General features: G+C 43.4%; 12 protein-coding genes. 8 read left to right on the top strand and 4 right to left on the bottom strand.

Going from position 1 to position 14,587, the window contains the following annotated elements; genetic code table 11:
* Positions 1 to 323 precede the first annotated feature (323 nt).
* On the bottom strand, positions 324 to 491 hold the full coding sequence (locus V7K44_RS15915) for a hypothetical protein (protein WP_334932921.1): 168 nt from the start codon (positions 489 to 491) through the stop codon (positions 324 to 326).
* 45 nt (positions 492 to 536) lie between these two features.
* On the opposite strand from V7K44_RS15915, the gene V7K44_RS15920 reads away from it, so the two are divergent.
* Both V7K44_RS15920 and V7K44_RS15925 read left to right on the top strand, forming a co-directional pair.
* The gene (locus tag V7K44_RS15920; RefSeq protein WP_334932922.1) at positions 537 to 1,826 is read left to right on the top strand and encodes an MFS transporter; all 1,290 of its coding nucleotides are present in this window, start codon (positions 537 to 539) and stop codon (positions 1,824 to 1,826) included.
* A gap of 276 nt (positions 1,827 to 2,102) precedes the next feature.
* Entirely contained in the window at positions 2,103 to 2,990 is an 888-nt protein-coding gene (locus V7K44_RS15925; RefSeq protein WP_334932923.1) for an NAD(P)-dependent oxidoreductase, read from the top strand.
* A 44-nt stretch (positions 2,991 to 3,034) separates the two neighbouring features.
* On the opposite strand, the gene V7K44_RS15930 is transcribed toward V7K44_RS15925, so the two are convergent.
* Together V7K44_RS15930 and V7K44_RS15935 are read right to left on the bottom strand one after the other, a co-directional pair.
* Positions 3,035 to 5,719 (bottom strand): PAS domain S-box protein, encoded by a 2,685-nt coding sequence (locus V7K44_RS15930; RefSeq protein WP_334932924.1) that lies wholly within the window; start codon positions 5,717 to 5,719, stop codon positions 3,035 to 3,037.
* 199 nt (positions 5,720 to 5,918) lie between these two features.
* On the bottom strand, positions 5,919 to 7,220 hold the full coding sequence (locus V7K44_RS15935; RefSeq protein ID WP_334932925.1) for an adenylate/guanylate cyclase domain-containing protein: 1,302 nt from the start codon (positions 7,218 to 7,220) through the stop codon (positions 5,919 to 5,921).
* A 122-nt stretch (positions 7,221 to 7,342) separates the two neighbouring features.
* Between V7K44_RS15935 and V7K44_RS15940 the strand changes: the two genes are divergently transcribed.
* The 4 genes from V7K44_RS15940 to V7K44_RS15955 are packed head-to-tail and all read left to right on the top strand — an operon-like array spanning position 7,343 to position 10,755.
* Positions 7,343 to 8,923, top strand: a complete 1,581-nt coding sequence (locus V7K44_RS15940) for a DEAD/DEAH box helicase (protein ID WP_334932926.1) — start codon at positions 7,343 to 7,345, stop codon at positions 8,921 to 8,923.
* Positions 8,853 to 10,067 carry a DUF790 family protein gene (locus tag V7K44_RS15945; RefSeq protein ID WP_334932927.1) on the top strand — a complete coding sequence of 405 codons (1,215 nt, stop codon included), beginning with the start codon at positions 8,853 to 8,855 and terminating at the stop codon, positions 10,065 to 10,067. Before V7K44_RS15940 ends, V7K44_RS15945 begins: the two co-directional genes overlap by 71 nt.
* A 15-nt stretch (positions 10,068 to 10,082) precedes the next feature.
* Complete coding sequence (locus V7K44_RS15950) at positions 10,083 to 10,319, top strand: hypothetical protein (RefSeq protein WP_334932928.1); 237 nt, start codon at positions 10,083 to 10,085, stop codon at positions 10,317 to 10,319.
* Entirely contained in the window at positions 10,306 to 10,755 is a 450-nt protein-coding gene (locus tag V7K44_RS15955; RefSeq protein ID WP_334932929.1) for a type II toxin-antitoxin system VapC family toxin, read from the top strand. Before V7K44_RS15950 ends, V7K44_RS15955 begins: the two co-directional genes overlap by 14 nt.
* Before the next feature lie 140 nt (positions 10,756 to 10,895).
* Here V7K44_RS15955 and V7K44_RS15960 read toward each other — a convergent pair whose 3' ends face one another.
* Positions 10,896 to 11,585 carry a PD-(D/E)XK nuclease family protein gene (locus V7K44_RS15960; RefSeq protein WP_334932930.1) on the bottom strand — a complete coding sequence of 230 codons (690 nt, stop codon included), beginning with the start codon at positions 11,583 to 11,585 and terminating at the stop codon, positions 10,896 to 10,898.
* A 366-nt stretch (positions 11,586 to 11,951) separates the two neighbouring features.
* Between V7K44_RS15960 and V7K44_RS15965 the strand changes: the two genes are divergently transcribed.
* Entirely contained in the window at positions 11,952 to 12,374 is a 423-nt protein-coding gene (locus V7K44_RS15965) for a hypothetical protein (RefSeq protein ID WP_334932931.1), read from the top strand.
* Between the two features lie 75 nt (positions 12,375 to 12,449).
* Positions 12,450 to 14,587: FxSxx-COOH system tetratricopeptide repeat protein (fxsT, locus tag V7K44_RS15970; RefSeq protein WP_334932932.1), on the top strand; the 2,138-nt coding region annotated here is incomplete at its 3' end.

A 14,587-nucleotide genomic window follows, 5' to 3' on the forward strand; every position in this document is an offset into this window, starting at 1 on the left:
TGTTCAATCAGAGAACTACCCATAATTTTCCTCCCCTCAACACTTGCAATTTTACCTGTTTTAGGGAATGAATCAGCCCTGCCTTAAAAAGGGGGTTGGGGGGATCAAAAGCTTGTAGGGCAATGTTAAAAGACTTGTGTGTACACCGTAGGTCAAGAAAGAGGAGGCGGAACCTTCGAGAATGGTTTCGCAGCCTGGAGGGTGGGAACCAGTTGGGGCAAGGGCTGTATCTTGACTTAGGTGCCATTCAGTTCTGAGCCTCATTAATGGAGTTGAAAAACTCATCGACGAAGCTCAAAGACTCGTGAATGACTATTAAAGACTCATTCACGAGTCCCATTTATACCTACTCTATAAATTATTGATCTCTGCTCCACCACTCCCAATACTGTTCGGTTAAGACAAGAGACGCGATGAATCGCCGTCTCTACAATAATCAGTCTTTCATCTTGATGGCTATTTATCGCGTCTTTGCGATCTAAAATTTTCATCAAAAAACCTTAACCGAACTTATTTGCCACTACTCCCTACCCATCATGTCTCTAGCCTCTTTCCTCGCGCGTCGTTCGTTCCACTATGGCTGGATCGTAGCTGGTTTAACATTCCTAGCCTTGCTGGTGGCAGCCGGAATCCGCTCTGCTCCTGGAGTTTTTATAGTGCCTCTCGAACAAGAGTTTGGCTGGAGTAGAGCAACTATATCTTTGGCAATCTCCATTAACTTAGTACTCTACGGATTAATTGGCCCTTTTGCTGCCACAGTTATGGAGCGAATCGGCATTCGTCGGATGATGGTATTCTCACTTGCCATCATTGCGCTGGGTGTCGGTTTAACCACTTTAATGTCAGCTTCCTGGCAGCTAGTCTTGCTGTGGGGTGTAGTTGTCGGTAGTGGTAGCGGAGTTATTGCCCTAGTTTTGGGTGCTATTGTCGTCAATCGCTGGTTTTTGGAAAAGCGGGGTCTAGTTCTGGGCATCTTAACCGCCAGTACAGCTACGGGGCAACTAGTGTTTCTGCCGATACTAGCCTCAATGGCCGATCGCTTTGGGTGGCGAACTGCGGCTCTCGCTCTGACTGGTGCAGCACTTTTAATTATTCCAGCGATCGCAGTCTTTATGCGCGATCGTCCGGCAGATGTCGGTTTGCGAGCCTTTGGCGACAACAGCGAAACTGTGGAAGTGTTACAGCCCAAAGTCAATTCCATCGCCTCCACTCTTAACGCTCTCTGGCTGGGAATGCGTAATCGAGACTTCTGGCTATTATTTGGTAGCTTTTTTATCTGTGGCGCAAGCACAAATGGGTTAATTGGAACTCATTTAATTCCTGCTTGCATTGACCACGGTATTCCTGAAGTCAAGGCTGCTGGGCTTTTGGCAATCATGGGAATATTCGATTTTTTTGGAACTACTATGTCCGGTTGGCTATCTGACCGTTGGAACAATCGTTACTTATTATGCTGGTACTACGGATTGCGGGGTTTATCTTTGATTTTCTTGCCCTTCAGTTTTAACTTTTCCTTCTATGGACTTTCCATTTTTGCCGTCTTCTATGGACTTGATTGGATTGCTACCGTACCACCGACAGTCCGTCTTGTTGCCAACATCTTCGGTAAAGAAAATGTCGGTGTGATGTTCGGCTGGATTGTTGCAGGACACCAGCTTGGTGCAGCCACAGCAGCATTCGGAGCCGGAGTGTTGAGAACTTGGACGGGTAGTTATTTACAAGCGTTTATTTTATCAGGCGTTCTCTGTCTGATTGCCGCAGTTTGTGTACTGCAAATTGGTCAAACTCCCACTAAGAGTAATTATCTTGTAGAGAAGAATTTGTAGAGTGTGCGTAAGTCTTTATAACTTGCTTGTTAAGCTTATCCGTGGTTTGATATAATACGGTATCTACATTAAGTTTTCGTATTTTATTGACGACTCAATTACCTGAATTAACTTGTCATATCATGTCCGCTAGATTACTTATTAAACCTGAAGAACCCCACCCCGCCAAAGCTATGCTTTGTCTCCCCTCCCCGCAGGCGGGGAGGGGTGCAATGACTGTGGAATAACTAATTATACGGACATGATATCAGCCACAAAATAAATATAAAACTTTCCATGCCTATCCAAACTATTGGTATTTTAAGTCCGGGTGATATGGGACAAGCGATCGCAGCTGTTCTCAATCAACATGGATTGAAAACTATTGCCGCCCTAAACGATCGCAGCGAACGAACTCGGCAATTAGCAGCCGCAGCCAACATTCAAGATGTGGGTTCCCTCACCCAACTGGTAATTGAATCTGATGTGGTGCTGTCAGTTCTAGTTCCCGCAGCGGCTACCCAAGCAGCGAAGCAAGTAGCTGAGGCAATTAGCAGTGTGGGTAAACCCATTCTCTACGTTGACTGTAATGCGATCGCACCCCAAAAAGTTATAAATATCGGTCAACTCATTGAATCAGTTGGGGGAACATTCGTAGATGCATCAATTATTGGCCCACCGCCGCGAGTTCCCAATCGCACCCGCATTTACACTTCAGGAAAACAAGCAAATCAACTCCTACAACTGCGAGATTATGGCTTAGATGTGCGGGTGATTGGTGAGGAAATTGGTCAGGCTTCCGGGTTGAAAATGTCTTATGCAGCCCTGACAAAAGGACTTACAGCAATCGGCACAGAATTACTAATTGCAGCCCATCGTTTAGGTTTGGATAAAGAATTATGGGATGAAGTATCTAGTAGTCAAAAAGAACTTGCTAGCATATTAACCCGTTCCATTCCATCGATGACACCGAAAGCGCATCGTTGGGTAGGAGAAATGGAAGAGATTGCAGAAACCTTTAAAGAATTGGGTCTAACTGAGCGCATTTTTGACGGAGCAGCCGACGTTTACCGTTTGGTGAAAGACACCTCCTTGGGTAAAGAAACACCAGAAGAGTCTAATCGCGATCGCCCCTTGGATGAAATCATTACAATCCTCTCCAACGAAGCAATTTCCGACACCTAATCTTGAGTATTTTTTTCCAAATCATCCTGCCCCCTGCCTCCATCCTAAATAGCTTTCATTGGCAGACTGACAACGAATGTCGCCCCCTGCCCAATTCCTGGACTTTTGGCCGAGACTGTGCCACCGTGTAATTCTACCAAGTGACGGACGATCGCTAACCCTAATCCTAGTCCGCCATGCGATCGCGTGCTGGAACTGTCAGCTTGACGAAAGCGTTCAAATACATGGGGTAGGAATTCGGCAGCAATTCCCGCTCCCGTATCACTCACCCGAATTTGCACGTAAGATTCAATGTACTCTAATTGCACATCAACTCTGCCGCCTTTGGGTGTAAACTTGACAGCGTTGGAAAGCAAATTCCACACAACCTGTTGCAAGCGATTGGCATCACCCACAACTACCTCTACTTTCGAGTCGAATCTACATTTGATGCTAATCTCTTTAGCCTGGGCTGCTGGGTACACGGTATCGATTGCCGCCTCTACAAGCGATCCAAGTTCAACCTGCTCCATACTTAAATGGAGTGTGCCTCTAATAATCCGTGACACATCAAGAACATCTTCAATTAGTTGTGCCAGGGATCTAGCATTACGTTCAATTGTCTCTAGTGCCCGGCCAGTAGTAGCTTGATCGAACTTGCGAGTTCTAAGTAGCTGCGTCCAGCCGAGTATAGCATTTAGGGGTGTACGGAGTTCGTGGGAGAGTGTGGCGAGAAACTCATCCTTCATCCGGTTTGCAGTTTCGGCATCGGCGCGTGCTACTTGTTCGCGTTTAAGCAGTTGTTCGCGTTCTTGCTCTGCTTGTTTGCGATCGCTAATATCAATCATGAATCCATGTAGTAGCTGCGGCCCATTTTCATCCCGCACCACATTTACAATGTCATATAGCCAGACAACTCTGCCATCAGCAGCCAACATTCTGTATTCAAATTCGTAATTATTCAGTGATAGAGAAGATTCTTGGCAATACTGAATAGCCCACTCCCGATCTTCTGGATACATATTTTTTGCCCAAAAATTATCGGTGTACCAGTCTGACAATGGATAGCCTAGAATCTCAACAGTTTGTGGGCCTACATAAGTAAAATTCCCGGTAGTGGCATTTACCTCCCAAGGAATCACGCGGACTTTTTCAGTAAGCGTCTTTAACCGTTTCTCGCTTTGTTTGAGAGCTGCTTCTGCTAACTTGTGAAGTGTAATATCTGTGATTAGAGCAACAAATCCTGCAACTTTCCCCTCCTGACTAAACTGGGGAATGTATGTGACATTCACGTAATGGTTTGTACCATCTTTATTAGGTAATTGGGTTTCGTAAGTTATTTGCTCTCCTGAGAGTACTGCTTCTACATAAGGAAGAATTGACTGATAAACTGACTCTCCCAAAATTTCTCTAATATGTTTACCAGAAATTTCGGAAGCAGAAAGCCCAAACCAGTCTTCATATTCTTTATTATTAAAGCGATAACGCTGCTGACTATCAACATAAGAAATCTTGGCGGGTACAGCATTGGTAATTAGACGCAATTCATCTTCTCGTTGACGGAGTGCTGCTTCCGCTCGTTTGTGTTCTGTAATGTCGCGTTGAGTTCCCCACGCTCTCACTAAAAACCCATTTTCGACAATTCCCACCAGATTATTCAAAAAATATTTGGAATTACCTTGCTTATCTATTTCGTGGGACTCGGCATCGATTAGTCGGTAGTTAGAACGGATAAAATTACGCAGGTATGTAATATTATGTGGATCGGAGGCAACAAGAAAGTCTCCTAATCTGACGCCGAGAATTTCTTCGGCACGAGAACAGCCATACATCTGCGCCATAACATTGTTGCATTCTGCCAGGTAAACATATTGGTAAAAATGTTGAATTTGTTCATCTTCTGGACAATCTAGTGAAATTGGTACTTCCAGTTCGATGCACCAAATACCTTCTGAACTATGCTCTAAAAAAGCGCGGTAGCGTTCTTCGCTTTTGGAAAGGGCAAGCTCTGCTTGTTTGTGTTTACTTAAATCAATCACAAAAGAGATAATATCATCTTGGTTATTTTCTAACAAAGCAGAACCTAACAGAACAGGAACGCGGCTACCATCTTTGCGGATGTATTCGTTCTCAAAAGGCTGACACACGCCTTTAGTTGTGAGTTCTGCGATGGCACTGTTGTTAGTTTCAATATATTCTGGTGGAATCATGTCGCGCCATCGAAGCCCTGCGAGCAAATCCGACTGCGAATAACCTACCATTTGTAAAAAAGCATCATTAGCTTCTGCGTAGGCGTAGCCCGCCGTAGGCATCGCCCCGTCCATATTGGTTACAATTACCCCAATGATGTTAGACTCTACCAACTTTTTAAACCTTGCTTCACTCACCTGTAGTTTCTGCAAACTCGTTTGAAGATGTTGTTTGGCAGTGCGTAACTCTGAGTTCAGCAAGTTAATAATTGTTGTCACCAGCACAAACAAGCCTAAGTCCAGTATGTTGTCTAGACTCGCAACCAAGAGCGAAAATACTGATTCTAAGAAAAAGTAGCTGACGGCTAAAGTAGACAAAGCAGTAGCCAGTAATCCTGCTTCCATGCCCCCATACCAGGCACTAACCGCCACGGCAGCAAAAAACAGCAGGAAAATCGTTTGTTTCAGTAGTGGCTGTAGCAATAGTGTTAGTAGCAATACGCTACCAACAGTCAATAGTGCCACAGCATAAGGCGCTAGAAGGGAACGTGTTCCTTTCAATGTGGCTTCTCCTTTATGCAGCTAGCTAAAGGATTATTCCCAAAATCAGCTAGAAAATGCGTAGGCGTAGCCCGTCATAGACATCGCTCAACACCTAATAATGCATTGAAAAAAGACATACCTAACTTTATGACTAAAATATTCTGGATTCTGTTAGCGCAGCGGGGCGTAGCCCATTCTGAATTCTGACTCCTATTTATTAAGTTTTTAAATTAATTCCCTTTAGTATATAAGTCATCATTTCACCTTTACCTTTCACTTGAATTAAACCTCGTTTTTCCAACAAGTATTTATCCTTTAAAAGCTGATAACTTGCTTCACAAACCTGGATACTACCTGCAATACCATGCGATTCCATTCTACTAGCTATATTGACTGTATCTCCCCAGAGGTCGTAGGCAAACTTTTTCAGCCCAATCACCCCTGCTACTACTGGCCCTGTACTAATGCCAATACGAATGCTAAAGGATTGGTTATTTTCTTTGTTAAAAGTAGCTACAGCATTTTGCATATCCAAAGCCATATTAGCTATTGCTGGAGCATGATTGTTAGATTGATTTGGCAAACCAGCTACAGCCATATATGCATCGCCAATGGTCTTAATTTTCTCTACCCCATGACGTTCTGCTAATTGGTCAAACAGACAGAATATTGTATTTAACAACTCGACTAATTCTGCGGGTGAGGTGTGAGATGAAAGTTCTGTAAATCCAACAATATCAGCAAATAGCACCGTAACTTCCAGAAAGTTATCGGCAATAGTTGCTGGCTGTTGTTTTAATTGTTCTGCAATCATCTCTGGCAAAATATTTAGTAGCAGCCGTTCTGATTTGTGCTGCGCTAGTTCCATTGCCTTACGAGCGTAAAATTCTTTTTTTCGTAAGCGTTCGTATAAATAGACTGAAAAAACACAAATTATACAAGTCCAAAAGAAATATAATCCTTGCTCAATATAAAAAGCTGACGGATTTTTCAAGATGGGGCTATATAAAATATATAAAGTTAAATAGCAAAGTATTGTTCCGAGTTGAGATATTAAATGCATCCACCATTGGACTGGAATGATTGTAGCTTGAGTGAGAAACATCAAAGTCCAAATATTGCTTCTCGGTTCTAAATTATTGAACAGCAAAGCTATATCAATTTGAATAGTACAAGTTACAGACCAGCATAAACTCAAAAAAATTAAATCAGGATAGCGGCGACCGATAGGAGTTTTGCATAAACCCCAACAAACAAGAGTGAATAATTCTACTACAAGCCCAATTTTAAAAGCGTATATCTTGCCTTCTAATTGTGAATTTGCCCAAAGAAAAAAAGCAATTAAAGTCAAGCCAGCTATTAATATAATCTGCGCCTGCAATTGCAGCCGTTTCAGCAAAAAGCTCTGTCGCTGTTCTTTGTAGGATTCGGACAGGTTATTGTTGGTTTGCCGATGGGACATTCCGTGACTAATGAGCGCATCTAGTTGGGTTTTGTCAGAGTTAGTTGGATTAATCATGCACTTTTTACGTTATTAGTAATTAAGGGAGTAAGAATTTTAGATTTTGGATTTTAGATTGAAATTTAATCCAAAATCTAAAATCCAAAATCCAAAATTGAATTGCCCAATGCCCAATAATCATGGCTCGTACCCCTACATTAAATTTTGATCGTGGCACATTAATTTTGCATCCACCACCACGCGGCAAAGGTTGGATGGATTATGCTACGTGGGATGATAGAGTTGAAAAATTCCGCATCCCAGCAATTAGATACCGATCGCTAGTAGAAGCACTACAAGCGGAAGATGTGAATTTTATCGATGAGGCCAAGCAATTTTATCCTGTAGATTTGGTTCCTACTCTAGAAATGGAACCCTATCCCCACCAAACTGAGGCGCTAGCGGCTTGGAAACTGGCGGGTAGGCAAGGGGTAGTTGTGCTTCCCACGGCGGCGGGAAAGACTTATTTGGCGCAAATGGCGATGCAGTCAACGCCGCGCACGACGTTGATTGTAGTGCCAACTTTGGATTTGATGCATCAGTGGTATGCACATTTAGTAGGGGCTTTCCCCGATGCTGAAGTGGGATTGTTGGGAGGTGGTTCGCGCGATAGAACAGCAATCTTAGTTGCAACTTATGATAGTGCCGCAATTCACGCCGAAACGTTGGGGAATCAATATGCGTTAATTGTTTTTGACGAATGTCATCATTTACCCACAGATTTTAATCGGGTAATTGCCGAATATGCGATCGCACCTTATCGCTTGGGACTCTCCGCGACACCGGAACGTACCGATGGTAAACACGCTGACTTAAATATCCTCATTGGTCAAGAAGTATATCGCAAACGCGCTGAAGATTTGGCAGGGAAGGCGTTAGCAGAGCATGAAATTGTCCAAATTAAGGTAAAGTTATCGCAACTTGAACGGGAAAGATACAACCAGTTAATTCAAACCCGCAATGACTTTTTGAAGCAATCGAAAATTTCTTTGGGGAGTTTGCAAGGTTGGCAAATGTTCGTGCAAATGAGCGCGCGATCGCAATCTGGACGTAGGGCGATGTTAGCACACCGAGAAGCGAAAGATATCGCTTTGGGTACTGATGGGAAGTTGCGAATTCTGATTAATTTATTGGCAGAACATTATCCGGCACGAATTCTGATTTTCACTGCTGATAATGCGACGGTTTACCGCATTTCTCAAGAGTTGCTCATTCCAGCAATTACTCATCAAACTCCTGTGAAAGAACGGCATGAGATATTAACAAAGTTTCGAGAGGGTAAATATAATACTTTGGTTGCTTCTCATGTGTTGAATGAAGGTGTTGATGTACCTGCGGCAACTGTTGCAATTATTTTATCGGGAACAGGTTCGGCTAGGGAGTATACTCAGCGCTTGGGGAGGATTTTACGGAAGGGGAATATTGAGAATAAACAGGCGATTTTGTATGAGGTAGTGGCGGAGGATACGAGTGAGGAGGGGACTTCGGCGCGGCGAAGAGGGGAGAGGAAAGTAGGGGAAGAAAAAGAGAGGAAAGGGAATTTACAGGTTGTTTATGGAAGTGGGAAAGAAAGGAGTTTGAAGGCTGCGGAACAGTTAGAAATTAATTATTCAATTCAAAATCCAAAATCTAAAATCCAAAATTCAGCAGATGTTACCGACAGACTTACTGATGCATCGCCAAAACGGGGAGGAGATCATCCCGAAGAGACTGAAGATTGATCGAGCAACTTCGGATTTGGCGATTGAGTTAATTAATTATTTTCAATCAGCAGTGGGGAAGACTCAAGGTGTGCTTGAGCGACAACTGACTGATTTTGAAGGAGATTCTACAGATTATCGGGTGAAGCGAGGGTTAGCTTATATTCTCAAAAGCAGTTTTTGCACTTTTGAGGTAGTTAGTCCTTTGGAACCACAGATGTTAAGAGAACGGGTGTTTTCTCTGGCTGCAAAGTCTGTTTCTAGTCGAGAATCTACACAAGTTACTCTGAGTAAAATTGCTGATGAGTTAACTCAAGAACTTGAGCGGGAAGTTTTAACAGAACAGGTTCGGAATGGATTATACGCTGATTTATCTGAAAATAAGATTTTGACTGTTTTTGATGCACCAACAGCGCCAGATTTATTAAATCGATATAACTTATCTCAGGTGCAAGGTGTGTTTTATAAGGCCAGTCAACTGGTGTTAAATGCTCATCGTAATGTTCCGGGAGAATATAAGCTGTTATTTCGCTATTTAAAGTTGTTTCAATTGATGGCTTATATTGAGGGTGATGCTGACCACGGGTTTACAATTACCATTGACGGGCCGACGAGTTTGTTTAATCCTAGTACGCGATATGGATTAGCGATCGCTAAACTTATTCCGGCTTTACTTCACGTTACTAAATGGAGTCTTTCTTCCATTCTCCAAAGCCGCGACGCTTATACAAATACTTGGAAAACTGGACGTTTCACTCTCAATTCTGAATGTGGTTTGGTATCCCACTATCCACCAGGAAAGCCCTACGATAGTATGCTAGAAGCATCCTTTGCTGATAAATGGGATGCGTTGAAAAGTGGTTGGGCGTTAGAGCGAGAAGTTGATTTGATACCAATTCCTGGTAGTGTGATGATTCCCGATTTTCGCTTAGTTCATGCTGATGGCCGCACCTTCTTGTTAGAAATTGTTGGTTATTGGCGACCAGAATATTTACAAAAGAAGTTTTCTCAAGTGCGACGGGCTGGACGTGATGACTTGATTTTGGCAATTTCTGAGCGACTTAATTTAGAAAAGGCGGGAGTACAATTAAATGATGTCCCCGCCAGAATTGTTTGGTTTAAAGATAAGTTATTACCAAAAGCTGTGTTAGCTGTAATGGATTGATTAAGGATAAATGAGATGAAAAGTATAGAAACAATTGCCATAGTTACCAAAGATGGCAAGATTACAGCGCAGTTACCATTGGATATTCCAGAAGGTGAGCATCAGGTGGTAATAGTAATTGATGAAAAGCCTTTGGCTGAGGAAGCAGAGACGGAAAAAAAGAAAGCGCCTCTCAAATTTTCCGCCTATCCTGTAGGATTAGTCTCGGAAAGCCTCACTTTCCGTAGAGAAGACCTTTATGCAAACGACTAATAACTCTATTTTCATTGATACGAATATTTTAGTTTATGCAAATTTAGCTTTGTCGCCATTTCATCTACAAGCGACAGAACGACTGCAAGCACTTGCAGAACAAGGTATTGATTTATGGATTAGTCGCCAAACTTTGAGAGAATATTTGGCAGCAATGACAAGGCGAGGCGACTTAACCGGGAACATTCCTATTGCATCTTTAGTGGCAGATGTGAGGTATTTTGCTAGTTATTTTCGCTTGGTTGAAGATAACTTGTTGGTAACAGAAAGGCTATTAACGCTCATGGAGGAAATTCCTAGCGGTGGTAAGCAAGTTCATGATGCAAATATTGTCGCTACGATGCTAGTTTATGGCATTCCTCAATTACTCACTCACAACACAAGTGATTTTGCAAGATTTTCTGAGTTAATTACTGTTTTGCCGTTACAAGGTTAACGCCGTGTGCGACTTTATCTCAAACCTAACCCCCAACCCCTTCCCTACAAGGGAAGGGGAGCAAGAATCAAAGCCTCTCTCCGTTTCGGGGAGAGGTTTGGAGAGGGGTTACAATTTCGGTAATTATGCAATCTAACTAACTAACTCCAAACACTTCTGCGTTCCCAATATTGGGCGACTCTTTTTTCCCACTGTTCCCAGTAATCTTTGATAACTGCTGATTCAAACCAAAATACTTCTGCTGGCATTTCTGGAATCGCTATTACCAATAAAGCGTGCTTTAGCTGAATACCATAATCTCGATAATATTCGTTAGCTGCTCCTATGTATGCTGTAAGTTGCAGTGGATGTTCATATAAATGCTCAATTGAACCTTTGGGTTTATCTGCGGTTTTCCACTCACAAATACAGGGAATACCTTGATAGCTGGCAATACAATCAACTTTGCCAGAATAACTCAAATCATGATGGAAAACAGAGCCTTCCACAAGTCTAACTGTGTCGATTTGTTGTAAAACTGGCTTGATACTCTCCCAATAAGGGCGACTCGCTTCGGGACAAACTGGGTTTTGTCCAAGCAGGTAGCGCTCAATTTGTTTGTGTGTTTGGGTTCCCCGACGACTAGCAGATGTAGTAATGCGCGTAGCTTCTTCTGTACCAACACGCGCTTTCCAGTTTAATAATCTGTCTCTATCTGCTTGTGATTTGGTGGCATTAAGTATTGTAGTCACGCTGGGAAAACGATTTCCCTTGGCATCTACATAATATTGTTTACCATTTTCTCTTTTGGCTGTGGCATTAATGCGTGGTAGCAGTTGGGTATCATGCATCAGTTGGTGTGTTGACTTTGAGATTCCCTCAAGAAGGAAAGTGAATAAAACCCCTTTCCATTGTAAGGAATAGGGAGGGCTGCGTTAGGGTTTTGTCAGAGTGCTTATTAGCTAAATAAACTGCGTCCACCTTGAAAACTGTAGATATTCCGTATGAGCAGAAAAAACCCTCATCCCCCAGCCCCTTCTCCCAATATTGGGAGAAGGGGAGCCGGAAAAAAGTCCCTCTCCCTACCAGGGAGAGGGATTTAGGGTGAGGGCAAAAACTACGGTTCTCAACATAGATGAGGTTTATGTGTGATATATTTCCGAAATAGACAGAGCTACATTTGTATCTCTAAGTGCAATGTCGTATTTTCTTGCTATATGGAACCTGTAACATTAACAGCAGTTGCAACTGCGATCGCTACTATAGTTTTAACTAAAGCTCTAGAAAAAACTGGCGAAAGGCTTGGGGAAGCGGCATTAGATAAAAGTCGTGAGTTAATCGAACAGCTACATCATAAAAATAAGTTGCCCTTGCTAGCCAATGCAACACAGCAGCCGTTAGATTATGGCAAAGCAGTACTGGAGTTGAAAGCAGCAGCAGATGCAGATACCGAAATTGCTCAATCTGTGCGGGAAGTGGAAGCAGCCGCAAATGCTGATCCCCAAGTAGCGCCGAAAGTCCAGGCGCTAGCGAATGACCTAAACTCGCAACCAGCAGGTGTTATTAATTCTACAAAGTTAGCTGAATCTATTAAAAATGTTTTTCAGGGAAATACTTTCACTGGTACTAATAACTTCTGACTGTACCCGCCTGTTGCGGAACAGGTAAAGTTAAATCCCTCTACTAAAACACCGCAAAATTTACCTCTGAGTGGGGTGGTGAAGTTTGTTGGACGTGAAGCTGAATTGCAAAACCTGCATGAGATGTTGCAGGAAAATAATCAGGTGGCCATTGCTGCTGTTGCTGGCATGGGTGGAGTTGGGAAAACAGAACTAGCTTTGCAATATGCCTATTCCCACCGCGTAACTTATCAAGGAGGGATTTGCTGGTTGTCCGCATTACAGGATGTGGGGGCGCAACTAGTGCAGTTTGCCTGTAATAAGATGCGATTAAACCCCCCAGAAAATTTAGATTTAATTGGGAAAGTGCAACACTGTCTAACAGAATGGCATGAGGGTGAGGTTCTGCTGGTAATTGATAACGTTACTAACTATAGAGAGGAAGTCCGGTGTTATTTGGAGTCTGTTCCTTCCCGGTTTAAGCAGTTGATTACCACGCGGGAAAAATTACAGCCGCCGATAGTGCTATTAGATTTAGATTTGCTGAAACCACTAGCGGCAATGAAGTTATTAGAATCCATAGTGGGTAAGGAACGACTGCGACGGGAGCCTTTGGTTGCAAGAAGACTTTGTAAATGGCTGGGATATTTGCCCTTGGGTTTAGAATTAGTCGGGCGTTATTTGTTAGGTGATGAGGAATTAACTCTAGCAGAAATGCTGCAAGACTTGGAAAATGAGCGTCTGAAGAATGAATCTTTAGACGAAGCTCGACCAGAAATGACTGCTAAATTAGGTGTGGCTGCTGCTTTTGAGTTGAGTTGGCGACGTTTGCGAGAAAACGCCCAACTTTTAGGCTGTCTTCTAAGTTTATTTGCTCTGGCTCCGATTTCTTGGAATTTGGTGGAGCGTATAACAATAAATAATGAGACTCAAAATTGGAAAAAAGCCAGACGTGATTTATTACAGCTACATCTGCTCCAATATAAAGGTGAGAGAATCTACCAACTGCATCCGTTACTGCGGGAGTTTTTTCAATATAAGCTTACAGGTTTAGAACAGGCAGAGGAATTAAAGCGATCGCTTTGTCGAGTAATGGTAGCAGTTGCTAAAGATATTCCTGACTCGGCCAACCTTGAGCAAATCAACGATGTCACCCCCGCCATAACTCATCTAGCTGAAGTAGCCAACAATCTCATTCAATATATAGGCGATGATGATTTACCTTGGGTATTCGTTGGCAACGCTCGATTTTACAATGGTCAAGGTTTATATAACCAAGCTTTACCTTGGTATGAGCAGTGTTTAGAAGTCACTAAAAAGCGCTTGAGTGAAGAACATCCAGATGTCGCAGGTAGTCTCAACAACCTAGCGGAACTCTACCGTTCCCAAGGCAGATACAGCGAAGCCGAACCCCTTTACATCCAAGCTTTGGCACTCAGGCGCAAGCTGCTGGGTGAAGAACATCCAGATGTCGCAGGTAGTCTCAACAACCTAGCTCTACTCTACTACTCCCAAGGCAGATACAGCGAAGCCGAACCCCTTTACATCCAAGCTTTGGCACTCTGGCGCAAGCTACTGGGTGAAGAACATCCAGATGTCGCACTTAGTCTCAACAACCTAGCTCTACTCTACTACTCCCAAGGCAGATACAGCGAAGCCGAACCCCTTTACATCCAAGCTTTGGCACTCTGGCGCAAGCTGCTGGGTGAAGAACATCCAGATGTCGCACAAAGTCTCAACAACCTAGCGGCACTCTACTACTCCCAAGGCAGATACAGCGAAGCCAAACCCCTTTACATCCAAGCTTGGGCACTCAGGCGCAAGCTGCTGGGTGAAGAACATCCAGATGTCGCACAAAGTCTCAACAACCTAGCGGAACTCTACCGTTCCCAAGGCAGATACAGCGAAGCCGAACCCCTTTACATCAAAGCTTTGGCACTCTGGCGCAAGCTGCTGGGTGAAGAACATCCAGATGTCGCACAAAGTCTCAACAACCTAGCGGCACTCTACTACTCCCAAGGCAGATACAGCGAAGCCGAACCCCTTTTAATCCAAGCTTTGGCACTCTGGCGCAAGCTGCTGGGTGAAGAACATCCATCTGTCGCAACTAGTCTCAACAACCTAGCGGCACTCTACCGTTCCCAAGGCAGATACAGCGAAGCCGAACCCCTTTTAATCCAAGCTTTGGCACTCTGGCGCAAGCTGCTGGGTGAAGAACATCCATCTGTCGCAAC

This window comes from Nostoc sp., from assembly GCF_036917235.1.
Classification (GTDB): Bacteria; Cyanobacteriota; Cyanobacteriia; order Cyanobacteriales; family Nostocaceae; genus Nostoc.

Excerpts from the sequence above, each read along its gene's own strand:
- V7K44_RS15915 (WP_334932921.1), bottom strand. The coding sequence starts at position 491 with ATGAAAATTTTAGATCGCAAAGACGCGATAAATAGCCATCAAGATGAA.
- V7K44_RS15920 (WP_334932922.1), top strand. The coding sequence starts at position 537 with ATGTCTCTAGCCTCTTTCCTCGCGCGTCGTTCGTTCCACTATGGCTGG.
- V7K44_RS15925 (WP_334932923.1), top strand. The coding sequence starts at position 2,103 with ATGCCTATCCAAACTATTGGTATTTTAAGTCCGGGTGATATGGGACAA.
- V7K44_RS15935 (WP_334932925.1), bottom strand. The coding sequence starts at position 7,220 with ATGATTAATCCAACTAACTCTGACAAAACCCAACTAGATGCGCTCATT.
- V7K44_RS15940 (WP_334932926.1), top strand. The coding sequence starts at position 7,343 with ATGGCTCGTACCCCTACATTAAATTTTGATCGTGGCACATTAATTTTG.
- V7K44_RS15945 (WP_334932927.1), top strand. The coding sequence starts at position 8,853 with ATGTTACCGACAGACTTACTGATGCATCGCCAAAACGGGGAGGAGATC.
- V7K44_RS15950 (WP_334932928.1), top strand. The coding sequence starts at position 10,083 with ATGAAAAGTATAGAAACAATTGCCATAGTTACCAAAGATGGCAAGATT.
- V7K44_RS15955 (WP_334932929.1), top strand. The coding sequence starts at position 10,306 with ATGCAAACGACTAATAACTCTATTTTCATTGATACGAATATTTTAGTT.
- V7K44_RS15960 (WP_334932930.1), bottom strand. The coding sequence starts at position 11,585 with ATGCATGATACCCAACTGCTACCACGCATTAATGCCACAGCCAAAAGA.
- V7K44_RS15965 (WP_334932931.1), top strand. The coding sequence starts at position 11,952 with ATGGAACCTGTAACATTAACAGCAGTTGCAACTGCGATCGCTACTATA.